This window comes from Bacillus pseudomycoides DSM 12442, from assembly GCF_000161455.1.
GTDB classification, from domain to species: Bacteria; Bacillota; Bacilli; order Bacillales; family Bacillaceae_G; genus Bacillus_A; species Bacillus_A pseudomycoides.
In genome coordinates, this window is record NZ_CM000745.1 from 1,989,258 (window position 1) to 2,014,999 (window position 25,742).

26 protein-coding genes and 1 pseudogene are annotated in these 25,742 nt (G+C 34.3%); 24 read left to right on the forward strand and 3 right to left on the reverse strand.

Annotation, left to right across the window (positions count from 1 at the left end):
* The first annotated feature begins 207 nt into the window (after positions 1-207).
* A complete protein-coding gene (locus BPMYX0001_RS09890) occupies positions 208-792 on the forward strand; it encodes an SCO family protein (RefSeq protein WP_018766424.1) in 585 nt (194 codons plus the stop codon).
* Between the two features lie 54 nt (positions 793-846).
* Here BPMYX0001_RS09890 and BPMYX0001_RS09895 read toward each other — a convergent pair whose 3' ends face one another.
* A complete protein-coding gene (locus BPMYX0001_RS09895; protein ID WP_006094740.1) occupies positions 847-1,314 on the reverse strand; it encodes an Hsp20/alpha crystallin family protein in 468 nt (155 codons plus the stop codon).
* Between the two features lie 217 nt (positions 1,315-1,531).
* Between BPMYX0001_RS09895 and asnB the strand changes: the two genes are divergently transcribed.
* From asnB to BPMYX0001_RS09975, 16 genes and pseudogenes are all read left to right on the forward strand, one after another.
* Complete coding sequence (gene asnB / locus BPMYX0001_RS09900) at positions 1,532-3,433, forward strand: asparagine synthase (glutamine-hydrolyzing) (RefSeq protein WP_003197399.1); 1,902 nt, start codon at positions 1,532-1,534, stop codon at positions 3,431-3,433.
* Positions 3,434-3,576: 143 nt separating this feature from the next.
* Positions 3,577-3,936 (forward strand): GNAT family N-acetyltransferase, encoded by a 360-nt coding sequence (locus BPMYX0001_RS09905; RefSeq protein ID WP_006094741.1) that lies wholly within the window; start codon positions 3,577-3,579, stop codon positions 3,934-3,936.
* Between the two features lie 56 nt (positions 3,937-3,992).
* The gene (locus tag BPMYX0001_RS09910; RefSeq protein ID WP_018766421.1) at positions 3,993-4,322 is read left to right on the forward strand and encodes a hypothetical protein; all 330 of its coding nucleotides are present in this window, start codon (positions 3,993-3,995) and stop codon (positions 4,320-4,322) included.
* Positions 4,323-4,422: 100 nt separating this feature from the next.
* Positions 4,423-5,418 (forward strand): N-acetylmuramoyl-L-alanine amidase, encoded by a 996-nt coding sequence (locus BPMYX0001_RS09915; RefSeq protein ID WP_003207118.1) that lies wholly within the window; start codon positions 4,423-4,425, stop codon positions 5,416-5,418.
* Positions 5,419-5,796: 378 nt separating this feature from the next.
* Entirely contained in the window at positions 5,797-6,759 is a 963-nt protein-coding gene (locus BPMYX0001_RS09920; protein WP_033798849.1) for an ABC transporter substrate-binding protein, read from the forward strand.
* Positions 6,760-6,892: 133 nt separating this feature from the next.
* A complete protein-coding gene (gene dat, locus BPMYX0001_RS09925; protein ID WP_003197405.1) occupies positions 6,893-7,771 on the forward strand; it encodes a D-amino-acid transaminase in 879 nt (292 codons plus the stop codon).
* Between the two features lie 104 nt (positions 7,772-7,875).
* Entirely contained in the window at positions 7,876-8,523 is a 648-nt protein-coding gene (locus tag BPMYX0001_RS09930; protein WP_033796124.1) for a nitroreductase family protein, read from the forward strand.
* Between the two features lie 276 nt (positions 8,524-8,799).
* A complete protein-coding gene (locus BPMYX0001_RS09935) occupies positions 8,800-9,288 on the forward strand; it encodes a hypothetical protein (protein ID WP_033796125.1) in 489 nt (162 codons plus the stop codon).
* Positions 9,289-9,638: 350 nt separating this feature from the next.
* Positions 9,639-10,508 (forward strand): AraC family transcriptional regulator, encoded by an 870-nt coding sequence (locus BPMYX0001_RS09940; RefSeq protein ID WP_006094743.1) that lies wholly within the window; start codon positions 9,639-9,641, stop codon positions 10,506-10,508.
* A 110-nt stretch (positions 10,509-10,618) separates the two neighbouring features.
* The gene (locus tag BPMYX0001_RS09945) at positions 10,619-11,167 is read left to right on the forward strand and encodes a cysteine hydrolase family protein (RefSeq protein WP_018766414.1); all 549 of its coding nucleotides are present in this window, start codon (positions 10,619-10,621) and stop codon (positions 11,165-11,167) included.
* A gap of 200 nt (positions 11,168-11,367) precedes the next feature.
* Positions 11,368-12,486 carry a GAF domain-containing sensor histidine kinase gene (locus BPMYX0001_RS09950; protein ID WP_006094744.1) on the forward strand — a complete coding sequence of 373 codons (1,119 nt, stop codon included), beginning with the start codon at positions 11,368-11,370 and terminating at the stop codon, positions 12,484-12,486.
* Positions 12,487-12,500: 14 nt separating this feature from the next.
* A complete protein-coding gene (locus BPMYX0001_RS09955; protein ID WP_003197417.1) occupies positions 12,501-13,136 on the forward strand; it encodes a response regulator in 636 nt (211 codons plus the stop codon).
* Positions 13,137-13,148: 12 nt separating this feature from the next.
* Complete coding sequence (locus tag BPMYX0001_RS09960; RefSeq protein ID WP_033798850.1) at positions 13,149-13,466, forward strand: hypothetical protein; 318 nt, start codon at positions 13,149-13,151, stop codon at positions 13,464-13,466.
* A 61-nt stretch (positions 13,467-13,527) separates the two neighbouring features.
* Positions 13,528-13,692: pseudogene (locus BPMYX0001_RS09965) on the forward strand (MurR/RpiR family transcriptional regulator); the annotation flags it as partial.
* Positions 13,693-13,898: 206 nt separating this feature from the next.
* The gene (locus BPMYX0001_RS09970) at positions 13,899-14,435 is read left to right on the forward strand and encodes an NADPH-dependent FMN reductase (RefSeq protein WP_006094747.1); all 537 of its coding nucleotides are present in this window, start codon (positions 13,899-13,901) and stop codon (positions 14,433-14,435) included.
* Positions 14,436-14,587: 152 nt separating this feature from the next.
* The gene (locus BPMYX0001_RS09975; RefSeq protein ID WP_006094748.1) at positions 14,588-15,382 is read left to right on the forward strand and encodes a VOC family protein; all 795 of its coding nucleotides are present in this window, start codon (positions 14,588-14,590) and stop codon (positions 15,380-15,382) included.
* A 65-nt stretch (positions 15,383-15,447) separates the two neighbouring features.
* Here the strand turns inward: BPMYX0001_RS09975 and BPMYX0001_RS09980 are convergent, their stop codons facing one another.
* Both BPMYX0001_RS09980 and BPMYX0001_RS09985 read right to left on the reverse strand, forming a co-directional pair.
* The gene (locus BPMYX0001_RS09980) at positions 15,448-15,870 is read right to left on the reverse strand and encodes a DUF1801 domain-containing protein (protein WP_006094749.1); all 423 of its coding nucleotides are present in this window, start codon (positions 15,868-15,870) and stop codon (positions 15,448-15,450) included.
* Positions 15,871-16,028: 158 nt separating this feature from the next.
* Complete coding sequence (locus BPMYX0001_RS09985; RefSeq protein WP_006094750.1) at positions 16,029-16,241, reverse strand: hypothetical protein; 213 nt, start codon at positions 16,239-16,241, stop codon at positions 16,029-16,031.
* Positions 16,242-16,792: 551 nt separating this feature from the next.
* Here BPMYX0001_RS09985 and BPMYX0001_RS09990 point away from each other — a divergent pair.
* The 7 genes from BPMYX0001_RS09990 to BPMYX0001_RS10020 all read left to right on the forward strand — a co-directional run bounded on the left by BPMYX0001_RS09990 (position 16,793) and on the right by BPMYX0001_RS10020 (position 25,684).
* A complete protein-coding gene (locus BPMYX0001_RS09990) occupies positions 16,793-17,350 on the forward strand; it encodes a YdcF family protein (RefSeq protein ID WP_006094751.1) in 558 nt (185 codons plus the stop codon).
* A 103-nt stretch (positions 17,351-17,453) separates the two neighbouring features.
* The gene (locus BPMYX0001_RS09995) at positions 17,454-18,407 is read left to right on the forward strand and encodes an ABC transporter ATP-binding protein (protein ID WP_033798851.1); all 954 of its coding nucleotides are present in this window, start codon (positions 17,454-17,456) and stop codon (positions 18,405-18,407) included.
* Positions 18,408-18,410: 3 nt separating this feature from the next.
* Complete coding sequence (locus BPMYX0001_RS10000) at positions 18,411-19,922, forward strand: ABC transporter permease/substrate-binding protein (protein WP_003197444.1); 1,512 nt, start codon at positions 18,411-18,413, stop codon at positions 19,920-19,922.
* A 218-nt stretch (positions 19,923-20,140) separates the two neighbouring features.
* The gene (gene arcD, locus BPMYX0001_RS10005; RefSeq protein ID WP_003207126.1) at positions 20,141-21,568 is read left to right on the forward strand and encodes an arginine-ornithine antiporter; all 1,428 of its coding nucleotides are present in this window, start codon (positions 20,141-20,143) and stop codon (positions 21,566-21,568) included.
* Between the two features lie 94 nt (positions 21,569-21,662).
* Entirely contained in the window at positions 21,663-21,923 is a 261-nt protein-coding gene (locus BPMYX0001_RS10010; protein WP_003197448.1) for a hypothetical protein, read from the forward strand.
* 109 nt (positions 21,924-22,032) lie between these two features.
* On the forward strand, positions 22,033-23,844 hold the full coding sequence (locus BPMYX0001_RS10015) for an AAA family ATPase (RefSeq protein WP_018782154.1): 1,812 nt from the start codon (positions 22,033-22,035) through the stop codon (positions 23,842-23,844).
* A complete protein-coding gene (locus BPMYX0001_RS10020) occupies positions 23,834-25,684 on the forward strand; it encodes a hypothetical protein (RefSeq protein WP_033798852.1) in 1,851 nt (616 codons plus the stop codon). Before BPMYX0001_RS10015 ends, BPMYX0001_RS10020 begins: the two co-directional genes overlap by 11 nt.
* Positions 25,685-25,742 lie beyond the last annotated feature (58 nt).

Genomic DNA, 25,742 nt, shown 5'->3' on the forward strand with positions numbered 1-25,742 from the left:
AAAATTATTGTGTAAAGAGACGGGAAGGAGATAATTTTAGTAAACAATGAAACAGTTGTCTAGTAATTCGCTCGAAAATAGGAAGTAACATACCTAAATTCGTACGATTTCGTGAACAAATTGGATAAACAATTTTCTCATAGTGTTTACTTTTGTTATGATAAACATGTCATACATAAATTTAGAAAAGAGAAGAGAGGTTTGAAAATGAAGCGTTATCAAAAGCTGATTGGTCTCATAGTTGTTTTTTGCTTCTTTATACTTGCAGGATGCGGCTCAGGATCAAAACTCCGTAAACCATTAAATTGGGATTTAGAAACTTTTCAATACATAAATCAAGATGGTAAAAAGTTTGGAACAAAAGATTTAAAAGGGAAAGTATGGGTGGCTGACTTTATGTTTACCAATTGTCAAACGGTTTGTCCACCAATGACTGCTAATATGGCAAAGCTACAAAAGATGGCGAAAGAGAAAAAATTAGATGTTCAATTCGTTTCGTTTAGTGTAGATCCTGAAGTGGATAAACCAGAGAATTTGAAAGCATTTATACAAAAGTTCACAGATGATACGAAAAATTGGAATTTGCTAACAGGGTACTCATTAGAAGATGTGAAAAAATTTGCAAAGGATAATTTCCAAACGTTAGTAGATAAACCGGAAAATGGTCAAGTCATCCATGGAACATCGTTCTTCCTAGTTGATCAAGAAGGAAAAGTAATGAAGCAATACAGTGGAATTAGTAAGACACCATACGAAGACATTTTACGTGATATGGAGCGACTCTTGAAATAAAAGAAGGATGCTGGGCATCCTTCTTTTTGGATATGGAAAATATATATATAATGGTTAATCTATGGATAAAATATCGTGCTGTTGTGGAAGTTTTTGAGCGCGGATTTCTAAAATACCGTTTTGATAGGAAGCTTTTGCACTTTTTTTCTTAATTAGATATGGAAGCTTAATCATGCGAGAAGCACCTGACATGGATCGCTCACGGCGATAGTAATTATGTGAAACTTCATCTTTTGTTTCTTCCATGATTTCTTCAGTAACAGAGATTTTTAAGTATTCACTTTGAATTTCTATTTGGATTTTTTCCTTTTGAACGCCCGGGAGTTCTGCTTTTATGACCAGTTCTTCTCCAGTTTCATATAGGTCGACAGGGAATGTTAATAAGCGGTTTCCTTTTTGAAAAAAGTGATTCATATCCGCAATTACATCACGTAATGGCGTTTGTTCAAAAAAATCATCAATTTGTTTTAAGTAACTACGAATTGGTGGACGAGACGAAGATTCTTTTTTTTCATCACTCATGTTTTTGCCTCCTAGAAATCAATTTGCAATATCATATGACAAATGTGTGCAAATGTGAGTGCCTATTTTTCATGTTTGCACAAAAAAATTGGGTAAAATGTGAAATGGAGTGATTTTTTTATAGTTTTTATCGCCATATCGAGTTGATTATGCTAGTATAAATAGGGTTGATATAGTAGTATAGAAACAGAATGAAAACTGAAAGAGGGTAAGAAGTATGTGTGGTTTTGTAGGATGTTTATGTGAAAACCCTAGAGAGTTTTCAGAAACAGAAAAACATCAATTTGAAAATATGAATACGATTATTTTCCACCGTGGTCCAGATGACGAGGGATATTTTCGTGATGAACATGTACAATTTGGCTTCCGCCGTTTAAGTATCATTGACTTAGAGGCAGGACATCAGCCGCTAACTTATGAAAATGATCGATATGTAATTATTTTTAATGGTGAAATTTACAACTATGTAGAATTACGTGAAATGCTACTTGAAAAAGGTGCAACATTTGCAACGCAATCTGATACAGAAGTTATTATCGCATTGTATGCACACATGAAAGAGAAATGTGTAGATTACCTACGTGGTATGTTTGCATTTATGATTTGGGATCGTGAAGAAAAGAAACTTTTCGGTGCACGTGACCACTTCGGTATTAAGCCGCTATATATCGCGCAGCAAGGTGATACAACATTCTTTGCATCTGAAAAGAAAAGTATCATGCATGTTATGCAAGATAAAGGGGTAAATCCAACTTCTCTGCAACATTACTTTACGTATCAATATGGACCAGAACCAGAAACATTAACTGTTGATATTAATAAAATCGAACCTGGTCATTATTTCGTAAAAGAAATCGGTAAAGAGATGGAAATTCATCGCTACTGGAAACCATATTTCAATGCTTCAAGTGCGACAAAAGAGGAGCACATTCAAGCGATTCGCGATGTATTGTATGATTCTGTAAAAGTTCATATGCGTAGTGATGTACCAGTAGGTTCATTCTTATCTGGTGGTATCGATTCATCTATCATTGCGTCTATCGCAAGAGAAATGAATCCAAATCTTCTAACATTCTCTGTTGGTTTCGAACGCCGCGGCTTTAGTGAAGTTGATGTAGCAAAAGAAACGGCAGAAAAGTTAGGCGTTACAAACCATAGTGTCTTCATTACAGCGAAAGAATTCATGAACGAATTCCCAAAAATTATTTGGCATATGGATGATCCTTTAGCTGATCCAGCTGCTGTACCGTTGTACTTTGTAGCAAAAGAAGCGCGTAAGCATGTAACAGTAGTTCTTTCTGGTGAAGGTGCGGACGAGCTATTTGGCGGATATAATATTTATCGTGAACCAAACTCGTTAAAAATGTTCTCTTATATTCCTACTCCAGGAAAAAGTGTCTTAAAAGCATTAAGTGGAGCATTAAAAGAAGGATTTAAAGGGAAAAGCTTCTTGGAACGTGGATGTACACCAATTGAAGAACGCTACTATGGTAATGCGAAAATCTTCCGTGAAGAAGAAAAAGCTGAGTTAATGAAGTATTACAATGAAAGTGTTAACTATATGGATATCACGAAGCCATTGTATAATGAAATTAAAGATTATGATGATGTAAGCAAAATGCAATACATCGATATGTTCACATGGCTACGCGGCGACATTTTATTAAAAGCTGATAAAATGACGATGGCAAATTCATTAGAACTTCGTGTGCCATTCTTAGATAAAGAAGTGTTTGACGTTGCGTCTAAAATTCCAACAGAATTAAAAATCGCAAATGGAACAACAAAAGCAATTTTACGTGAAGCAGTGCGCGGAATCGTTCCAGATCACGTGTTAGATCGTAAAAAGCTTGGATTCCCTGTACCAATTCGTCATTGGTTAAAAGATGAAATGCATGACTGGGCTGTTAATATTATTAAAGAAAGCAAAACAGAGCATTTAATCGACAAACAGTATGTATTAAACTTACTGGAAGCACATTGTGCAGATAAAGGCGATTATAGCCGTAAAATTTGGACAGTACTTGCATTTATGGTATGGCACCAAATTTATGTTGAGCATAAATATGATACAAATGAGTTTCATGAAGAAACAAAGCGTGCGTATAGCTTAGTATAAAGTGAAACTGGCATCCGCCACTAATTATTATCCCACCAATAGTGGGATAAATAAGAAAACCTTAAGATTGCATACGATCTTAAGGTTTTTTTCATAAATACGTATTGTAGTTGATACAATAATAATAAAAGGATGGACAAAATATGATTACGTTTGAAAAAGTGAATACAGAAACAAAAAAAGTTGTTGAAGAAATGTTTGCTTCTAATGGTTTGAATATAAAGGAAGTTCAATATTGTATAAAAATTGATGATACATATATTGGTGTAATTGATTATACCGTTCAAGGTGAGCGTGCTATATTATCTAATTTAATAATTCATTTTGATTATCAAGGTTACGGATATGGAACGAACACTTATTTTACATTTGAAGAAATGATGAAGAGTAGCGATATGAAAGATATCAAGGTGTTACAAGGGGATCTAACTAAACAAGCTAAATCTTTTATAGAGGGACTCGGCTTTATATGGAACGGTGAAATGTACATAAAACGCTTCTAAAAGGAAAGAAGTTAACTAAGGAAAGAAATGAATATAAGGCAGGTGGATGTATGACGATGACGTCTGGTTTTTTACTAATAGGGAGTTGTTTTATAGGAGCAGAACTATGCCAAATTTTCATCCGGAAAATGATGCGTAAAAAGCGTAAACCGTATGAATGGCAATACATTCCGGTATTTTTTATTCTGTTTTTTACTTTGTATGTATTACAAAATGCAATCCACTTTCCACCAATGTTGAACATTTTTTTGAAGTTTGGCTTAATATATAGTGGCAGTGGAATGGCTATTCTATTTTGTTTGTTTTGTATACGGCATGTTCATTATCAGTCGTACATATTTATTTTAAATTGGCTCAATCGAGATGATGGAAATCGCCTTACATAAGGTGGTTTTTTTGTTTGTTTTGTAACCAAATTTTTATGTTGTACATAAAATAGGACGAGCATAAATATAAGCTCTATTAAATATAGAAAGGAAATGGTATATGAAGCTAGTTATAGATGCAGGTCATGGCGGATACGATTCCGGTGCTGTTGGAAACGGTTTGGTTGAAAAAAATCTAACACTTCAAATTGCTAAGCGTGTTCGAGATATTTTACTTGCAAATTATGCAATTAATATTAAGATGACGCGCGATAGTGATGTCTTTATCTCATTATCAGAACGTGCAAATATTGCTAATTCTTTCGGAGCAGATTTTTTCATCTCATTTCATATTAATAGTGGCGGTGGAACAGGTTTTGAAAGTTATATTTATAATGGACTATCAGATAGCAGTTCTGCAGCAGCCAAGCAACAAAAGATGCATGTGGCAGTTAATCCTGTTTTAACGAAATACGGTTTGCGTGATCGTGGTGCAAAAAAGGCCAATTATGCAGTACTAAGGGAAACAGCTATGGATGCTTTATTAACAGAAACAGCTTTTATTGATACAACATTTGATGCGAATTTATTGAAAAATCCGCAGTTTATAGAAGATTTATGCCAAGCATATGCAAGAGGAATTGCTGTAATCTTAGGATTAACGGCAAATCCAAACCCACCAAATCCAGAACCGCCAAGTCCAGCTCCTCAAACAAAAGGTGTAGCATATATTCGAGGAAAGAACGTGAATTTAAGAAGCGGCCCATCAACATCATCCTCAGTGATTCGTCAGTTAAATTCTCCAGAATCGTATGTAGTTTATCAGGAAAGTAACGGTTGGCTAGATTTAGGGGCAGGCCAATGGATATATAATGATCCATCGTATATTGATTATGTGAAATACGGAAATAGTGATGGAAGTCCGATTGGAGTGGCGAATATTCGAGGGACGAATGTGAATTTAAGAAGCGGTCCATCAACATCGTCTTCAGTGATTCGTCAGTTAAATTCTCCAGAATCCTATTTAGTATACGCAAACCAAAACAGTTGGCTAAACCTAGGAGGAAATCAGTGGATATATAATGATCCATCTTATATCAAATATGATCAATATTAAAATATAAAAGATTAACAATAGAATTGAATGACACCCTGCCTTGAATGTCTTGCAAACAGAAGAACTTAGAGGGAGGGCTTTTTGTGAGGAAATAATATATTAAAATTATAAACATGCTAATTGGACTTATCATTGTAATAGCTATGCAATTCGTGTTGAAAAGGGCAAGTCAAAACATGTGTTATGCATTGATTGAAGTGACAATTACTTTTGTATGCCTGTTCATTTTCCATGTTTATCGGTAGGATGAAATTGTATCCATGTTGGAATAGTTGAGAGAACATATTCTAGAAAAAATTTAAAAATATATTGACAACTTTTAGTCAATACATTAATCTTTAAAATGTTAATGATAATCAATTTCATCTAGGAGGACATATGACCCGAACTAAAAATATCTTTATTCTCTGCATTGTAATGTTAACGGTTATGATTGCAGGATGTGGCAAAGAAGAGAAGAAAGAAACGAATACAGCAGCAGAAGGAAAAGAATCGTATGTAATTAAGCATGCGATGGGGGAAACAACGATTAAAGGAATACCTAAAAGAGTCGTTGTCCTAACAAATGAAGGTGCCGAGGCACTTTTAGCGGTAGGAGTTACACCGGTTGGTTCTACAAAACCAAGAGCTGGTGAAGAATGGTATCCGCATTTAGCAAAAGAATTGAAAGATACAAAAGTTGTAGGAACTGAGCGCGACGTTAATTTAGAGGCGATTATGAAATTAAAGCCTGATTTAATTATTGGGAATAAGATGCGTCATGAAAAAGTATATGAACAATTAAAAGAGATTGCACCTACTGTTTATGCTGAAGCACTACGCGGGGATTGGAAAGAAAACTTTACGTTATACACAAAAGCCGTAAATAAAGAAAAAGAAGGTCAAAAAGCGCTGGATGATTATAAGAAACGTATTGAAGCGATAAAAGAGAAACTAGGAGATAAAATAGTATCTAAAGTTTCTATCATTCGTTTCGTTCCAGGTGATGTTCGTATTTATCAAAAGAATTCATTCTCTGGTGTTGTTTTGCAAGATATCGGATTTAAGAGGCCAACACTTCAAGATAAGGATGATTTTGCGATAAAAGGTGTTACAAAAGAGCAAATTCCAAATATGGATGGAGACTACTTATTCTATTTCACATCTGATAAAGATGCTAATAAAAATAATGAAGGAAATACGATAGCGAAAGAATGGACAGAAGACCCACTCTTTAAACAGCTACAAGCTTCCAAAAATAATAAAGTATTCGAAGTAGATGAAGTTATTTGGAATACAGCAGGCGGCATTAAAGCGGCAAATCTTATGTTGGATGATATTGAAAAATACTTTCTGAAATAAGTAAATAACCTATAAAAACACATCACTATTAAATTGTGATGTGTTTTTATATTCTTAAATAACTGAAAAATCATCACTATTAAGTGCAAATAAGTTGTAAAATGAAAATAATTATTAGGAAAGGAGTGGTAATATGGCAACAGGTGTTCATAAAGATTGGATTTTGTTTAATGGAAGAATTGTGAATATGAAGGAAGAACAGCCAATGGTTGCATTAGAAGAGCGAGGTTTACAATTTGGTGATGGTATATATGAAGTGTTTCGTTTATATAATGGGAAACCTCACCTACTAGATTTACACTTAGAAAGATTCTTTAAATCTATGAAGGAAATTCATCTTGTTCCACCTTTTACAAAAGAAGAATTAATTGAACAACTTCAGCAATTAATTGAGAAAAATCAATTTCAAGAGGATGGGAATGTGTATATTCAAATTTCAAGAGGCATGCAGCCACGAAATCATGTATATGAATCAAATCTAGAGCCAACTTGTTTTGCAAACATTGTTTCATTCCCGAGACCGCTATCTTTAATGGAAAAGGGAATAAAAGTAACAGTGGAAGAGGATATTCGCTGGAAGTTTTGCCATATCAAATCTTTAAATCTTCTTCCTAATATTATGATTAAGAATAAAATTAATGAAGAAGGGTATCAAGAAGCGATATTAGTTCGAGATGGAATTGTAACAGAAGGATGCCATTCGAATTTCTTTATTATAAAAAATAATAAAGTGATTACGCACCCAGCGGATCAACTTATTTTACATGGAATTACTCGTCATCATGTCATTTCATTAGCAACAGCTCTACATATTGAAGTAGAAGAGCGAGGGTTTTCATTACAAGAAGTATACGAGGCAGATGAATGCTTCTTTACAGCAACACCCCTTGAAATACTCCCTGTCATTCAAATTGGAGACGAATCATTTGGTAATGGTGAACGGGGACCTGTTACAAGGAAGTTACAAGAAGCTTATGAAGAAAGCATCGCTACCTTTAAAGTAATAAATTGAATGCGCAAGGAAAATGAAGCTGGTATTCCTCCAGCTTTTTTTCGTGATATAATTATAAGCATAGGACAATTTTTGAAAACGTTATAAAAGGGGATTTTATGTATATGAATTATGAAGCATTTAAAGAAGTAATTCACGGACGACGCAGTGTTCGGAAGTTTACAGAACAAGAAGTATCTATTGGTGACATAGAGGAAATTATTGATTGTGCTCGTTATGCTCCAAGCGATACGAACTCACAAACGTGGGAATTTATTGTTATTATGAATCGGGATAAAATTAAAGAAATTGAGCAAATGACATGGGATGCTTTACATAAATTGGCTGAAAAAGCAACGGAAAAAGGAGAAGAAAAAGCAGGCAAATTACTTACGCGTTCGTTTGGACCATATGCAACTGCTTTTTCTGATGCACCGGTTTTAATCGTATGTTTAGCTACACCATATGAGTCAAAGTTTCGTGAAAAGATATTTGATCCAATTGATTTCGTTCCAGATTCAGTATGGGAAGAAGAGGGGATTAAGAGTAGTTGTTTAGCTGCGCAAAATTTAATGTTAGCAGCATATGCAAGAGGTCTTGGGACCTGCCCGATGACAGGGCCGGTGTTATTAGCTCAAAATGAACTGCGACAATATTTACAGATTGAGCCTGAGAAACAAATTAATATGGTAATTTCGCTAGGGTATCCAAAAGATAAACCGAAGAAACTTGCTCGAAAAGAAGTAAAAGATATTACAAAGTTTATTTTGTAGGATGTTATGTAAAAAATTAGAAAAAGACATTGGATGTATCAATGTCTTTTTCTAATTTTTCTAGAGGAGAATATTTTTTAGTGATAATGGGCTAAAATGGAGAGTAAGAAGGAATTTCTAATTATTTCTTGAAAAAATTAATGATGTTAAAAAAGAAAGTATGGTACAGTAATGATGAACAGAATGTTTGTTCACGGAAGTTTAAAAAACTGAACTTAGAACAGATAATTATTTCTGTATAATAAATAAAGAATAAATTTACAGGGGGGATGAATTTTGAAGAAATTCATAATCACTGGATTGTCTGCTTTGTTACTAGTGGGGTGTGGTGTCCCGAATGGAAAAGAAGAAACTCAGCCAGTAAAAGAAGAACAAGTTGTAAATGCAAGTGATGAGAGTGTGACTCCTTTTCCAGAGGGAACAATGCCAATTGGTGAAGGGAAAGTAAAAGTAATCACGCCAGATGGTACTTCTGAAGATGGGAAGATACCAACTGTATTTGTAAAGAAGGATACTCTAATTCAGCAAGTTGAATTAGAACTTGCTGATTTTCAAAATGATAAAGAAACATTCGTATTCGTAGATAATATATTTGAAGATAAACATCATGTTACTAGCATGACGCAGACAACAGTAGAATTAAAGCAAAAAACGTTAGAGACAGGGTATCATACAATAACTGCAGTTCAATTTGAAAATAATGATCCAGCGGGAAAAGTTATTAACTTTGTACAGGCTAAATTTGAAAATAAACCTGCACATTAAAAAGGTAATACTCTGTTATGTTAGAGAGGGAAAGGTACATCACGATAAAGAGTGATGTACCTTTTTGGTTTTTATTCCGATTCTACCATTTGCGGGCAGTAAGACTCCCACCTCAAAATTCGGTGAAAATAAAGAAATTAGGTGGGAGAGTAACTGCCCATAAAAGCCCGATTGGTGAGGGGAAATAATTAATGGAGGATGGAGAATCCCCCACTGATTAAAGTTTCAATTTATCTTTTTATAAATACACATTAAGAAGAATTTGAATAAGTTACAATAAGAATTAGCACAAATTATCAAAAAATATTTTGATGAAAATATAAAATAGATTAAAAGAGGGGGGAGTGAAGATGGATTATTTCGAAAAAATCCAAAACTCTATTGAATTTATTGAAAGCAATCTACAGGACAGACTTAATGTTGTTGAAGTTTCTTCGCAATCTTGTTTTTCTCCGTTTCATTTTCAAAGGCTGTTTCAAGCGATTACAGGTTTTTCTGTACAAGAATATATAAGAAATAGAAGGCTATCTGAAGCTGCCATTTCATTAAGGGAAACAAGAAAGAATATATTAGAAATTGCGATTGATTTTCAATATAACTCACAAGAGGCATTTACACGAGCATTTGTAAATTATTTTGGAATGACTCCTGCTAAATATCGAAAGTCAGAAATCGCTTTACATTTACAAGCTAAAATGAATTTTTTTGACTATAAAAAGGAGATGAAGGGAGACTTGATTATGAATAAACCTAATATTGTACAATTAAGCAAAAGGGATATTATCGGTTTTGAATATAAAACTAATCTAAACAATGAAAAATACTTTGAGGAAATTCCAAAATTTTATTTTGACTTTGGAAGTAATGAATATTATTTGAGGATTCTTGAGAAAATTGCACCTAATATGTCATATGGTATCGCATGTAATTTTCATGATGATGGTAATTTTTCGTTCATTATTGGAGAAGAAGTACAGGGGAGTGCTGCAGAATTAGACGATGGGTTTGTTAATTTTGAAATTCCAGAAGGTAAATATGCTGAATTCAAAGTAAATGGTTCGACTGATTTAGTTCAAAATACGAGAAGGTATATTTATGGTACATGGCTACCAAACTCGAATTATGAAAGAAGAGAAGGACCAGATTTTGAAATTACCGATGTATTGCAATCAATATATCCAAATCAAATGAAAGCGATAATATATATACCTATACTTTAAATATAAATGTTTCGTAGGGATTTGTTTGAAAATGTCGAATAAAATATATCGCGTCGTAAAAACACGTTTTCTATTGTTTAGCGTGAAACGAGTAGGGAGGAGAATGAGTGATGAAACGTGCTCTTATAAATATTGATTATACATATGATTTTGTAGCAGAAGATGGTGCTTTAACGTGTGGAAAGCCGGGACAAGATATTGAACAGCATCTTGTAGCGATTACGAAGCAGTATATTGAAAACGGAGATTATGTTGTGTTTGCCATTGATAAACATGAAAAGAATGATTCCTATCATCCTGAGACACAATTATTTCCACCACATAATATAGCGGGAACAAAAGGAAGAGATTTATACGGAGAGTTACAAAAGGTGTATGAAAAATATCAAGACAATGAGAATGTATACTATATGGACAAAACACGTTATAGTGCTTTTGCTGGAACGGACTTAGAAATGAAACTAAGAGAAAGAGGAATACAAGAAGTCCACCTTGTTGGTGTATGTACGGATATTTGTGTTCTACATACAGCAGTGGATGCCTATAATAAAGGATTTCACATCGTTGTACATGAAAAAGCAGTGGCTTCTTTTAATGAACAAGGACATGAGTTTGCAATTGGACACTTTAAGTCTTGTTTACATGCCGAAGTGCAGTGAAGAGAAACAAAAATGCGGGATAAAAGGAATGGAACAATACTTAGACGGCTCTTGGTCGTTCGGAACTGCAAGATTAGTAAACAAATACAACAAATCGAAAAGTTATTGATATAGAGTAAAGAAGCTGATACATTCAGCTTCTTTTTTAATTTATAGTATTTAGAAATTTCTTAATGTTATAATGGTAGTTGGTGATGAACATGAATTATGATGAAAAGCAAATGCGCCGGTTAGAGGCGTTAAAAGAAATTGCAGAGTTGTTAAATGAGGCAACTGATTTACAGGAAATGTTGGAAAAAGTATTACATACATTATTGCAAGTTATGAATTTACAAACAGGTTGGATTTTTTTTATTGATGAAAAAGGAACGCATCGTATGCTTGTTGATAGGAATTTGCCACCAGCACTCACATGGCGGGAAAAGAAGCCGATGTGTGAAGGAGATTGTTGGTGCGTGAATCGATTCGTAAATGGACGTTTAGAAAAGGCAACAAATATCATTGAGTGTAAACGAATTGAAGATGCTATTGAATATAATTGGGGAGAGACCGAAGAGATTACACACCATGCGACGATTCCTCTTCGTGCTGGCAGCGAGAAGTTCGGTTTATTAAATGTTGCTTCACCTCATAAAACACATTTTTCAGAAGAAGAACTAGCGTTATTAGAGGCGATTGCATTCCAAATTGGAACAACGATACAACGAATTAGGCTAGTTGAGAAAGAGCGCAAATATGTAATTGTAGCGGAGAGAAATCGACTCGCACGTGATTTACACGATTCGGTGAAACAATTGCTATTTTCTATTATGTTAACTGCTAGAGGTACTCTTGATATGGCAAAGGACAAAGAATTACAAGAGATGCTCCGTTACATAGGGGAATTATCGCAAGAAGCGCTGCAAGAGATGACATTATTAATTTGGCAATTACGGCCAGAAGGATTAGAAAAAGGGCTTGCAGAAGCAGTACAGAATTACGGAAGGCTATTAGGTATTCAAGTAGCAATTCGAATTGATGGAGTTATTTCAATTGGTGATGAAATAGAAGAAGTACTGTGGCGTGTGAGTCAGGAAGCCTTACATAATTGTAAAAAACATGCTTCATGTGAGAGAGTATCTGTTAGCTTGAAAACAGAAAATAATAAGTTGAACTTTCAAATTGAAGATGACGGCATTGGGTTTATTAGAGAAACAGTGAGAGATTCAGCACTTGGTTTAAAAAGTATGAAAGAACGAATTGAATTGATGAAAGGAACATTTCGAATAAGAACGAAACCGGGACAGGGGACAAAGATTGAGATTCAATTACCGGTTTGAAAGGGAGAAACACATTGAAAATTAAATTATTACTTGTAGAGGATCATCATATTGTGCGAAGGGGACTTGTATTCTTCTTAAAAACGAAAGAGGAATTTGAAATTATAGGAGAAGCAGAGAATGGGGAAGAGGCGTTAGCGTTTGTTCGAAAAGAAAGGCCAGATGTAGTATTAATGGATTTATCAATGCCGAAAATGGATGGAATTGAAGCGACAAAAAGATTGAAGCAATATGATGCGACAATTAAAATCCTTATGTTAAGCAGTTTTTCAGAGCAAGATTACGTTCTTCCAGCGATGGAAGCTGGTGCGGATGGTTATCAACTAAAAGAAGTACAGCCAGATCAACTTGTTGCTTCTATTATTGCTGTACATCAAGGCAATGCAAATTTCCATCCGAAAGTAACGCCTGCTTTGTTAGGACGACCGGCAGTGAAAGAGGAAAAAAAAGATAGTTTTTCTATGCTGACAAAAAGGGAAAAAGAAGTACTGCGTGAAATTGCGAAAGGAAGAAGTAATAAAGAAATTGCAGCAGAGCTTCATATTACAGAACAGACAGTTAAAACACATGTTTCAAATGTACTTGCTAAATTAGAAGTAGATGATCGGACGCAAGCGGCTTTGTATGCTGTAAAAAATGGTGTTGTATAGGAAGATGTTGAGGTGCAAGTAGCTATACGCTCGTATGAACAAAATTGTTTAAATCTATCCGAATGTGTAGGAGAATACATAACAGAAAACAATGAAGCGCTTCAGATTACAAGTTCAAATAACCAATTCTATGTTACGATTCCAAAACGTTACGGAGTATTATATAAGTTTAAAATTTTGCCTAGTCGCATGCAAAATGAAACGATAACATTCCGTACTACATATATTGATGAAGAGGTAGAAGTCAATATAAGAACAGGATTATTACGGTATAAAGATGTCACTGCAAAATATACAAAAGCATATAAAATACATAACAATATCCAATAAAGATTTTTCTTCTTTCGATAATTAGGTACGATAGAGCTACTATGGAAGGGGAAGATACATCATGTCTGGTACAAAAAGTGGAATAGGAAAGATTCGGGCTTCATTAAATGGTTTATCACTGAAGCTTCGAAGTATTGCTGAACATATTATTAAACATCCGCAAGATGTTGTACATAAATCAATTACGGAATTAGCTGAAGTTACTAGTAGTTCAGAAGCGACTATAGTTGTTTCAGCACTTCGAAATCAGTTCGGCGGACACGCTGTTGTAAAGAATGATTAATTGATATATCAGGAACTCATACGAAAGTATGAGTTCTTTTTGTATTTCTCATACTATTTTCTCAAAGCTTTTCCCTCTTTTTACTGTTTTTTGTGTAGAATTTTCTGATAGTATAGAGGTAGAACTTAAAACAAAGGGGAGAAATAAACATGAAATTAGTTGTAATTAACGGAACACCACGTAAATTTGGTAGAACACGTGTCATTGCAAAATATATTGCAGAACAATTTGAAGGAGAGTTATATGATTTAGCAACAGAACAATTGCCTTTATATAACGGTGAAGAATCACAACGTGAACTAGAAGCGGTAACTAAATTAAAAACAATAGTGAAAGAAGCTGATGGTGTTGTCCTTTGCACACCTGAATATCATAATGCGATGAGTGGTGCGCTCAAAAATGCATTAGATTTCTTAAGTAGCAGTGAATTTGTCCATAAACCAGTTGCTTTATTGGCGGTTGCAGGCGGCGGAAAAGGCGGTATAAACGCGCTTAATAGCATGCGGATTGTCGCGCGAGGCGTATATGCAAATGCGATTCCAAAACAAGTTGTACTAGACGGTTTATACGTACAAGATGGTGAACTTAGTGAAGATGCAAAACCATTAATTCATGATCTTTTCAAAGAGTTAAAAGCATATATGAGCGTGTATAAAGAAGTGAAAAAGCAATTAGGGGTGGAGTGATAATTTTTTAGAGGGCAATGTTCTATTATTCATTGCCTCTAGCACCTTTGTGAAAACGATTTCAATCAATAAGGTCCACAGAATAGTGATATAAATAGAAGAATTTTTAATAAAATTGATTTTATGTATGGAAATTAAGGTGGTGAATAAGGATGATTACACATTTTTCAGAGCTGAGATTACAGACAGTATCTATTCAAGGCGTAGAACAAGTATATGGAGAACGCCTCGGGATCCCAATTTTATTAAAAACGGATAAACAGATAAGTTTTCGATTAGCGCCACATGTAACTTTATCTTTTGAAGAAGCATATGAGCCAATTTCACCTGCTCATTTTGCTTTTCAAGTACCATTTTCAAAATTTTATGAAGCAGCAAAACGGATTCAGGAATCTGGTTTGCTTATTGTAAAATGGGAAGACGGTCATGACATTGATGAAGAGGATAATCGATTAAATTTATATTTTCGCGATGGGGATGGAAATCTTCTAGAGATTATTGCACATAAATATATTGATGAAGGTGTTCTAGTTCCACATACACCTTTAAACATTCTTTATATGAGAGAAATAGGTTGCCCAGTTGAAAATGTACCTATATTTAGAGAATGGCTAAAATCTAATTTATGCATGAAAACATTTGAAGATGGTGGGATTTTCAACTTTATGATTGGTGGCACAGCCCATATTGTTGCAAGTTGGAAGGGGAGAACTTGGATTCCAATTGCAATGAAAGCTTTGCCTCCAAAGATACATGTTTCATTTGGAACACCAAGTCTACACTTCATACAAAAGGTTCAGAATCATCTAAGACAAAATGATGTACCTTGTCAGTTTAGTAAGAATGAACTATCGTTTGTTCAAGAAGGATATTCTTTTTCTATACAACATACTCCGCATTTTAAAGCTGATATTCCTAATAAGTTAAATTTGCCACTTTCTATTTAAGCGGTATTTTTTTGACTTGTATTCAAAACACCTGTTGCTTCATTCGTTTAATTGCTATACACATATTAACGATCTGGATACGTTTCTTGTAAAAAACCGACAGATTGTTTAATTAATGCTTTTAGAACATTAAGATCAATATCTGCTACTTTATTAATGTATATACACGCTTTTCCAGATGTATGTTTTCCAAAGTCTTTTAATAATTCTTCTCGCTTAGGGTCACCCGTCGCAAAATATAAACTAATCTTGGCTTTACGAGGGGAAAAGCCTACTAATGGTGCATCTCCTTCATGACCAGATGCATATTTATAGTGGTATGTACCAAATCCAATTATGCTTGGTCCCCACATCTTTGCTGGATAACCTGTTGTTTCAGTAAAGATATCTAATAACTGATATGCGTCTTCTCGTTTTTTTAGGCTGTCAACATTTTCAATAAACTCGATTACACTATTGTTGGTTTCTGTTGTTTTGAGTTTATACATAATAGAATCGCCCCCTTTTTAGATATAGGTTTTATCGCATATTTCATTATAATACATAGTTTGAATCAAAGTTACAGAATCTCATGTATTCTTAAAAGAAATAAAAACTTTTGAATAAAAATTTACTTTCTCTTTTCATCCTTAAAAATAACACAAAATTATTTCATTTCATTTAACTTACCTTTTTTTCTAAGTAAATCGGCTTTTGTTATATCTCTAGAAATAATAAATAGAAATAAGTTAACCAAGACTAAAATGACATCTATACAAATGACCCAAGAATCACTTTTTATAAAAGAATTAGTCATAACCAATATTAATAAGCTAATTCCTGAAATTAAACGTACTTTGTTTTGTCCTATTTTCAACATAAAATCATCTCCTTTTCACTATATTACAATATTCTTATTGTATTTAATATATATTAAATTATAAGCATGTAATGAATACACTAAATGTAACCTTTTATCCCGAATAAACGGGAAGGAATATCCTCACCTCAAGATGCAGAGAGAAACAAGGATGTTAGGTGGGAGATCAACTGCCCGTAAAAGTCCGATTGGTGAGGGCTAATAATCAGTGTGGGAAAGAAAACCCCACTGATTAAAGTTTCACTTTATCTTGATATCCCAAAAATAAAAAATACTCTTGAAATAAGGAGAAACTTCCAATAAATCCATTGTATGACGAGAGAGAAAATACAAAATCTATAAAGGAACCATATAAAAAGAGGATGTGAAACAAAATGGGAAAAACGAAAGCGTTAGGATCAGCGAAACATAAAGGAAATCAAACTCAGTGTCATACATCTTCTAAAAAAGGGCGTAATGCTCAAAACGCAGGACAACGTAGTCACTAAAAAATACTTCTGTCTCCCTTTCTTTTTCTATATAATATAAAGAAAGGGAGTGTAAGCTTATATATGAACAAATGGATACTACTTGTTATTTTATTATTTCCACCATTATGCATAATGTATATGACATATCGAATGAAAAAAGTTGCTTGTGAAAAGTTAAGTGATAACGCTCCATATGTATTAATTTTAGGTGCAAAATTATTTGGGGATAAACCTTCTTTATCTCTTCAAAATCGACTGGATGTAGCCTTAATGTATTTAAATTCTCATCCGGAAACAAAAGTAATTGTATCTGGAGGACAAGGTGAAGATGAGGACATTCCTGAAGCACATAGCATGCGAAATTATTTAATAAAGCATGGAATTGAAGAGAATCGTATTTTCATTGAGGATCGTTCGACAAGTACTTATGAAAATCTAAAGTTTAGCATGGATTTATATCATGTAATGCACGCGGTAGTTGTGAGTAATACATATCATCTATATCGAACAAAAATTATTGCTAAGCGTTTAGGAATGCAGATGGAGTCACTCGCGGCACCAACACCAAGGCGTTCAGAGAAGAAAGCATATATACGTGAATATGCAGCAATTATTAAAACAGTATTATTCGATCATTAGAGCTCAAGTAAGGGCTCTTTTTTCGTGAATAAAAAGCGTATCATTTGAAAAGAAGGAAAGATTCTATCAGAATGAAAGAAACAATAATAAGGGAGTTGTATTTGTGATTCGATTTAATCATGTGTCAAAAGCATATGAAGATGGTACAAAAGCAGTAGATTCATTACATTTAGAAATTAAAAAAGGAGAGTTTTTTGTCCTTATCGGTCCGAGTGGTTGCGGAAAAACAACAACGATGAAAATGATTAATCGTTTAATTGAAACGACAGAAGGTTCCATCTCTATCGATGGAAAAGACATCCAAGATTACAATATTCATGAATTGCGTTGGGATATCGGGTACGTTCTGCAACAAATTGCATTGTTTCCTCATATGACAATTGCTGAAAATATTGCGATTGTACCTGAAATGAGAAAATGGAGTAAAGAAAAAGTTCAAGAGCGTGTGGATGAGTTACTTGATATGGTTGGATTAGATCCAGATGTATATCGAAATCGTATGCCTGATGAATTATCTGGTGGACAGAAGCAACGTGTGGGAGTGGTAAGAGCACTGGCTGCTAACCCGAAAATCGTTCTCATGGATGAACCATTTAGCGCGCTAGATCCATTAAGCCGAGAACAGTTGCAAAAGGATATTGTAGAATTACAGAAAAAAATTCAAAAAACAATCGTGTTCGTGACACATGATATGCAAGAAGCGTTAACACTTGGTGATCGTATTTGCGTGATGAGAAAAGGAAAAATCGTTCAATTAGATACACCGGAAGGAATCATACATAACCCAGTAAATGATTTTGTAGAAGAATTTATTGGAAATCGTGTTCGCCCTTGGTATGAAGGGAAGAGCATTGAAGATGTGTTGCCACTTGCGAGTGATAGAAAAGTAGACAATGATGTTTTACCTCTATCTCTGCATGCTTCACTACAAGAGGCGTTGATTCGTTTGGAAGCAGAAGAGGCAATCCCGATTGAAAGAGAGGGGCAATACGTGGGGACATTAACGAGCCGTCATATTGTGGCATATTTGGCTGGACAAATGAAGGAGAGGGGGTAAACCGTGTCTGCATTATTACAAACGTTTCAGGAACGAAAATTAGAATTACTTAGTGCGCTGATTGAGCACTTACAAATTTCACTTATTTCTTTATTCTTTGCGGTGATGATTGCAGTTCCACTCGGTATTTTGTTAACGAGAAGAGAGCGAATTGCTGAGTTTATTATAGGCACATCTGCTGTTATGCAAACAATTCCCTCATTGGCTTTACTAGGGCTTTTAATTCCGCTTGTTGGTATTGGAAAGGTGCCAGCAATTATCGCGCTAGTTGTGTATGCGTTATTGCCAATTTTACGAAATACATATACGGGAATCCGTAAGTTAGATGCATCGCTTATTGAAGCAGCCAGAGCGATGGGAATGAATAGCTTTAGAAGATTATGGAGAGTAGAACTTCCTCTTGCATTGCCAATTATAATGGCTGGAATTCGTACGGCAATGGTATTGATTGTCGGAACAGCTACGTTAGCTGCTTTAATAGGAGCTGGAGGGCTTGGAAAACTTATTTTACTCGGTATAGATCGAAATGACCATGCTCTTATCGTATTAGGGGCTGTACCAGCCGCATTGTTAGCTTTATTCTTTGACGGAGTACTTCGGATGTTTGAAAGCACTGGACGCTCTCCTAAGCGAATTATATCGGCAATATGTATCATTGTAGTTGTTATAGCTGCACCATTTCTATGGAATACGCAAAAGAAAGATATTGTGATTGCTGGAAAGCTGGGAGCTGAACCAGAAATTTTAATTCAAATGTATAAGCAGCTGATCGAGCAAGATACTGATTTAGATGTAGAATTGAAACCAGGACTTGGGAAAACAGCATTTGTTTTTGAAGCTTTAAAATCAGGGGAAATTGATATGTATCCTGAATTTTCAGGGACTGCTTTATCTACTTTTGTAAAAGAAGACCCAAAAAGTACAAATCGTAAAGAAGTATATGAACAAGCACGTCTAGGGATGGAAAAGAAATATCATATGGTGATGCTAAAGCCGATGGAATATAACAATACATATGCACTTGCAATGCCAAGAAAAGTTGCAGAGCAGTATAATGTGAAAACAATCTCAGATTTACGAAATGTTGCAGCAAATGTTAAGGCTGGATTTACGTTAGAGTTTGCAGATCGGGAAGACGGCTATAAAGGGATGCAAAAATTGTATAATTTCCAGATTGCAAACGTAACAACAATGGAGCCGAAGTTACGATATGGTGCAATTGAGTCGGGGGAGGTTACTGTTATTGATGCTTATTCTACTGACAGCGAACTTGAACAATATGGCCTCCAAGTACTAGAAGATGATAAAGGGTTATTCCCACCTTACCAAGGAGCTCCTTTATTAAGAAAAGAAACGCTTGATAAATATCCTGAACTTGAACAGACATTAAATAAACTTGCTGGGAAAATATCAGATGAAGATATGAGAAAAATGAATTATGAAGTAAATGTAAATGGTAAAAGTGCAGAAAGAGTAGCGAAACAATTTTTAGAAAAAGAGGGATTGATTCATTAATATTTGCAAAAAATATACAATTTAATGACTGGAAATCGACCGTTCATAATAAAATGAACGGTTTTTTTGTGCATACTTATACAATTTTTCAAAAAAGTATTCCCTTTTTGCTCATTTTCTTTTAGAATAAGTAATGTTTTCCTGAAAAAATATAATAGAAACATCTATTAGAGAAAAAGGTGACTTTAATAGTTGAACGGATGAACATAACACCTAGAATGACAGATGGGGTGGTACCAATAGAAAAGAAATTAGGATTTTTTCCATTAATCGCATTAGTAGTAGGAACAATGGTTGGCGGTGGTGTTTTTAGTTTACCGCATGATTTAGCAGTAGGCGCAAATAGTGGCGCAACGATAATTGGATGGTGTATTACAGCAATGGGAATGATTCCACTTGCACTTGTATACCAAACGTTAGCAAGACAAAAACCAGAGCTTGAAGGCGGAATTTATAGTTACGCACGCACAGGATTTGGTGAATATGTTGGTTTTAACAGTGCATGGGGATATTGGCTTGCAGGGATTTTAGGAAACGTAGCTACGATTATGTTATTGTTTAGTACACTTGGATATTTTTTCCCTATTTTTAAAGGAGGAAACAACGTTGCCTCCATCGTTGGTGCATCTCTTTTATTATGGACGCTGCACTTCCTTATTTTAATTGGAATTCGTGAAGCGTCTATTATGAACTTTGTTGCAACAATTGGAAAACTAGTTCCGATTTTATTATTTATTGCAGTTATGGTTACAGCGTTTCGCTGGGATACATTTACACATGATTTTTGGGGTGAGGGAACCGTTTCTATTTCTTCTGTCCTTGGTCAAGTGAAAAATACGATGCTTGTTACACTTTGGGTATTTATCGGTGTGGAAGGAGCAGTCGTATTATCTGGAAGAGCAAAAAACAGCCGTGATGTTGGAAAAGCAACGGTTGTTGGATTAATTTTAGTTATGTCCATCTATATTTTAATCTCAGTCCTTTCTATGGGGGCAATGACAAGACAAGAGCTTTCTCTGTTAGAAACGCCGTCAATGGGCCATGTATTAGAGCATGTTGTTGGACCATGGGGAGCATTTGCCATTAATATCGGATTGGTTGCTTCACTTGTTGGGACATTAATTGGATGGTTCTTACTCGTTTCTGAAATTTCTCACGTAGCAGGGAAAGATGGCGTATTTCCGAAAGCCTTTACGAAGACAAATAAAAAGCAGACACCACATATTGCATTATGGATTTCAAATGGTGTCGCACAAACATTGTTTATTATCGTTTTGTTTTCGGAATCAACGTATCAAATGATGTATTTTATCGCGTCTACATCTATTTTACTTCCGTACTTATTATCAGCACTTTATCAGTTGAAATTAGTTGTAACGAAGGAACTGAAACGTGCGAGGCTAAAAAATGGAATGCTTGCTTTAATTGCCTCATTGTATTCCGTATGGTTGATTTATGCAGCAGGCTTAAAAAACTTATTACTTGTCTCAATCGTATATGGTATTGGACTTGTTGTTTATATGTTTGCTCGAAAAGAAAAAGGAAATCGCTGTTTTTCTGGCATGGAGAGATATGTCATGGTTGTAATCGTGGTTGCAGCAGTAATATCGCTTTATATGCTTGTAACAGGTAATATAAAAATGTAAAAAAGTCCTCCTGGAGGACTTTTTTCTTTGCATACAAGGAATTTTATTTTATTTACAGAATATCTAATATATAAGATGTTTAGGAGGGATGAGAATGGAAGAAAAAGAACAACTCTTAAGAATTATGGAATTGGCAAGTGATTTACGAAAAGTATTAGTACAAGAATCATTTTTTAATCATCATCCCGAACTACGTGGAGCGATTGAGAATTTAGCTGGTTCTGTGGAGACTTTAGCAAGCCTGCAACATAATAAAGATGAAAATGCCGAGGATAAACTACGATACGTACTTGCTAAAATGAAAATTGCTCACAATGCGATTATGCAAGAGAAAAAAGCTTTCCCTTCTCACTAATATAAGTTTTACTTTTGTAACCTGACGGTGTAGGTCAGGTTTTTTTGTTTCTAGTTTTCTTTTACAGTTCATATAATAAGAACAGTATGAAAAAAAGAAGGTGAGTATATTGAAGCTACATAAAGCTCTCCATCCAAGTTTTATAAAGCGGATGTATCACATGAGATTTCTTGGAAAGTTCGTTGAAGGTGAGGAGGAAAAAAAGAATACTTTTTCTGTACAATGTCTTTCACAAATTCCTTCTATTTTGAAATCGCAATTTGAAGGTGAAGTATATTTGTTTGAAGGACTATATACTAACAAAAAAAATGAGAGAATATTTGCGGATTTAAAGAAAAAAAAGTTAGAAAAACAATTGGTATTGTTTCGCCTTTATTATGAAAGAGGGAACTTGTATGTTGAATTAATATGTACAGAACAACGGGAAATCGCGGATGCATATAAGATTATCCCTTCGCCAAGATTAGTAGGCTATAAAAAGAGAGAATCTTTAGAGCGAAAGCTAGGTAATGGGTACTTATCTTTTCTTATTCCTAAATTCCCACACGATTTCGAAGTACCACAGTTGTTATGGTATGAAGGTAGATTATATGGGAATTTATCATTAAAATCATCCATTAGTTCAATTGCATATTGCGAACAAAAAAAGGAATGCAAATATATCGAAATTGATAATTGGACCAAGTATATAGAAGTGAAAGCGGATGATCATTTGTATTTTGTAAGAGAAAATATGTATGATCAACTTCTAAAGCAAATCGAAGAAGAGGGAAAACGGGTGGAAGTAGTAGACATAAAAGGGCAAAAAGAAGACCAAGAATGGAATGAGCGTGAATCTACATTTATACAGTATGTACAGAACTTAATCAATAATAAAGGTTTGTATTTAGATGCAACGGATATTTTTAACTTTCATATTAGTGTAAAAACAAATATGTTAACGATTCTTGCTGGTATCCCAGGAATCGGGAAATCTCGTTTTGTGCAAGTATATGCAGAAGCGTTAGGGTTAACGTATGGAGAAGAATTGTTATGGATTCCAATTTCTCCATCTTATCAAGAACCACACGATATAATAGGTTATCTTCATCCAAATGGAACATATATCGAAAGTGAAACGAAGTTAATTCGGACATTATTAAAAGCATATGAAAATCCGAATCAGCTTTATATGATTGTATTTGATGAAATGAATATGTCACATATTGAACATTGGTTTACACCATTTTTATCTATTCTTCAATTAGAAAAGAAAAATCGTATTCTTTCTTTATATGAGGAAGGAAATGAAATAGAAAATATAATTCCACCTAAAATTGAAATTGGTGAAAATATTATTTTTATCGGGACTGTAAATTTTGATGAAACAACGAAAGAATTATCTGATCGCTTATTGGATCGAACAAATCTTATTACACTTCAAAAGATTCCATTTTGTGAAATCAATATGCAGCAAAATAAAGGGATACAAATCCCGCCCCTACAAGTAACAACAGGAGAGTTTCGTATGAATTGGTTACGAAATAAAGAGATAATTGATGTACTTTTTGAAGAAGAATTAGAACTATTAGATAAATTACACGGCGTATTATCATCACATGACGCATCGAAAGGCGTTTCTTTTCGATGCGCTGCTGCGATTGCGACTTATTTGCAAAATATCCCTCCAAAAGATAATCAATCTTATATGATTAGCCGAGAAGAGGGTTTTGATTTACAAGTAAAACAGCGTATTTTAACAAAATTACGTGGTACGGAAATGACAATTGGTCCACTTCTTCGTGAGGATGAAAAGAAAGGGCTATCGCTAGTATCATTATTACAATCTCCACTTGCGAATTGTGTCTCCGCATTCGAACATTCTCTAGCTTATATTAGACAAAAACGGCGTGAATTGGAGTTGTATGGGTATGCGAAATGAGGAGCAGCACGAGACGGAAATTGTAGATACAAAAGATAAGCTCCCGTTCGTATTAAAATTAATTATTGGAACAGAAGGAAAAGGAGATTTTATATTTTTGAATCGTCTTTGTAAACACACTACAACAATGGCACATTGTGTTTATAAAGTGCAAGAATTAAAAGCATTACGTTTGACTTTACATTGTGAAAAGCCAATCCGTGTTACTTTTATATGGAATAAAGTGTATGAAGGGCAAAAAGATAAGAAAGAATGGCAATATGAATTGCATGAAAAAAGAGAAAAAGTATTATTATATGAACATGGAAAAACTGATTTTTTTTATCCTTGGCGTTGTGGTTTGTATCATTTCGAGGTGAAAGTGGAAGAAGAGATATACTATGGAGCGTTTCAAATTGTTCCTAAAAATTTTTTTGATGATCAATTTGAAACGATTCAAAATTATGTAAAATCAATTTTGAATGAAATTATGCTAGATCGTGGTTATTATAAAAAGACATTCTCAACGCTAATTGATATTGAAGATTCTTCCTATTTAATGCTACTTCGAATGCTGCCACAAAAAATGAAAAAAATAAAGCAGCTTTATAAAAAAGTTGAAGAGAACACAAGATATATCGATAAATATGAGTGGGAAATACGGGAACGAAAAGCGACGATGAAAAGTGTGATAATGAACGAGAAAAAGCCCCACGCTAAGTATTATAATCGCAGATTTATAGAACAAACAGATAGTTTGGAGAATGCTTTTCTAAAATTTACAACGAAACAATTTTATCAATATTTACTTGAAGCGCAGGCTTTCTTACAAAAGACAATCGAAATATTAGAAAGAGCAACACATACAAAAAAAGAGGAACAACAAGCAGTAAAAACAATTATGCAAACCATTGAAAGAAACGGGTCTGTAACAGATAGGGAGAAGCAAAAATATCGAAATATTCATTTGTTAAAAGAGGCAGACTTGCGGAAAGCATCTATGAAAATACAAGAGTATAAAATTTTAAATCATATTGTCCACCAAGCTATACTGTACTTTCAAAATTTGTTAAATTCTCCATTCTGGAGAGGGATTTCTGAAAAGACAAATATAACTATGCATGCTTTACCTGTTACTCATCGGCAACTATTATATCATTTAGAGTTTCTACCACGTTATAATCAACAATCTCCAGCTTTATTATTTGTGTATAAACCAACGTTTTTAGTGTATGAGTATTATGCATTTTTTATCATTATTTCTATATTGCAACAGTTAGAATTTAAAGATGAAATTTCATTACGCGAACAAATTCAAACTTATTTTTACTTAGATGGTTTACAGGATGGTACGACAATTGTTTTAAATCGTGAAAATATTCAAATCCATGTAGTGTTTAATGATCTTATTGAAACGCACCCACTCATTGCACTTAGTAAAGGAAGTCATTTCTATAATGGAGAAGATACGAAAAAGCCAGACATTCGTTTAGATTGTTATGTGAAGCAAGGGGAACGTTATGAGTACCAGTCGTCTATTATTGTTGAGGTGAAATATAGTCCTATGTTTAATATTTTTCAGCCTGTTGGAAATACAAAAGCAACAGAGCAAATGTACAAATATTGGTCCATTAAGTATGTAGAAGAACAAGATGGAAAACGTATTTTTCACCGAAGGGCGATTCATGAAGTGATTTGTGTATACCCAGGCAGTCATATGCACGGGAAGAAAATAGAAGCAGGTTGCGGAGTCTTTTTGCAATTATATCCATATAAAACAAAGCAGGGAGAAGAAAAGTTAGCTGGAAAGCATGGTCTTGTACAGATTTTCGAGAAATGGTTAAAAAATATTGTAACATGAAAAGAAACCTTTCTTTACGGAAAAGGTTTCTTTTTGTGTAAGTAAATTGAATTGTTGA

Bases quoted from the DNA above. Each gene is read 5' to 3' on its own strand.
- BPMYX0001_RS10010 (WP_003197448.1), top strand. From the start codon at position 21,663: ATGGAAGAAAAAGAACAACTCTTAAGAATTATGGAATTGGCAAGTGAT.
- BPMYX0001_RS10020 (WP_033798852.1), top strand. From the start codon at position 23,834: ATGCGAAATGAGGAGCAGCACGAGACGGAAATTGTAGATACAAAAGAT.
- arcD (WP_003207126.1), top strand. From the start codon at position 20,141: ATGACAGATGGGGTGGTACCAATAGAAAAGAAATTAGGATTTTTTCCA.
- BPMYX0001_RS09915 (WP_003207118.1), top strand. From the start codon at position 4,423: ATGAAGCTAGTTATAGATGCAGGTCATGGCGGATACGATTCCGGTGCT.
- BPMYX0001_RS09945 (WP_018766414.1), top strand. From the start codon at position 10,619: ATGAAACGTGCTCTTATAAATATTGATTATACATATGATTTTGTAGCA.
- BPMYX0001_RS09895 (WP_006094740.1), bottom strand. From the start codon at position 1,314: ATGAGTGATGAAAAAAAAGAATCTTCGTCTCGTCCACCAATTCGTAGT.
- BPMYX0001_RS09990 (WP_006094751.1), top strand. From the start codon at position 16,793: ATGAACAAATGGATACTACTTGTTATTTTATTATTTCCACCATTATGC.
- dat (WP_003197405.1), top strand. From the start codon at position 6,893: ATGGCAACAGGTGTTCATAAAGATTGGATTTTGTTTAATGGAAGAATT.
- asnB (WP_003197399.1), top strand. From the start codon at position 1,532: ATGTGTGGTTTTGTAGGATGTTTATGTGAAAACCCTAGAGAGTTTTCA.
- BPMYX0001_RS09910 (WP_018766421.1), top strand. From the start codon at position 3,993: ATGACGTCTGGTTTTTTACTAATAGGGAGTTGTTTTATAGGAGCAGAA.
- BPMYX0001_RS09950 (WP_006094744.1), top strand. From the start codon at position 11,368: ATGAATTATGATGAAAAGCAAATGCGCCGGTTAGAGGCGTTAAAAGAA.
- BPMYX0001_RS09970 (WP_006094747.1), top strand. From the start codon at position 13,899: ATGAAATTAGTTGTAATTAACGGAACACCACGTAAATTTGGTAGAACA.
- BPMYX0001_RS09940 (WP_006094743.1), top strand. From the start codon at position 9,639: ATGGATTATTTCGAAAAAATCCAAAACTCTATTGAATTTATTGAAAGC.
- BPMYX0001_RS09905 (WP_006094741.1), top strand. From the start codon at position 3,577: ATGATTACGTTTGAAAAAGTGAATACAGAAACAAAAAAAGTTGTTGAA.
- BPMYX0001_RS09980 (WP_006094749.1), bottom strand. From the start codon at position 15,870: ATGTATAAACTCAAAACAACAGAAACCAACAATAGTGTAATCGAGTTT.
- BPMYX0001_RS09890 (WP_018766424.1), top strand. From the start codon at position 208: ATGAAGCGTTATCAAAAGCTGATTGGTCTCATAGTTGTTTTTTGCTTC.
- BPMYX0001_RS09975 (WP_006094748.1), top strand. From the start codon at position 14,588: ATGATTACACATTTTTCAGAGCTGAGATTACAGACAGTATCTATTCAA.
- BPMYX0001_RS09930 (WP_033796124.1), top strand. From the start codon at position 7,876: ATGAATTATGAAGCATTTAAAGAAGTAATTCACGGACGACGCAGTGTT.
- BPMYX0001_RS09920 (WP_033798849.1), top strand. From the start codon at position 5,797: ATGACCCGAACTAAAAATATCTTTATTCTCTGCATTGTAATGTTAACG.
- BPMYX0001_RS09985 (WP_006094750.1), bottom strand. From the start codon at position 16,241: ATGTTGAAAATAGGACAAAACAAAGTACGTTTAATTTCAGGAATTAGC.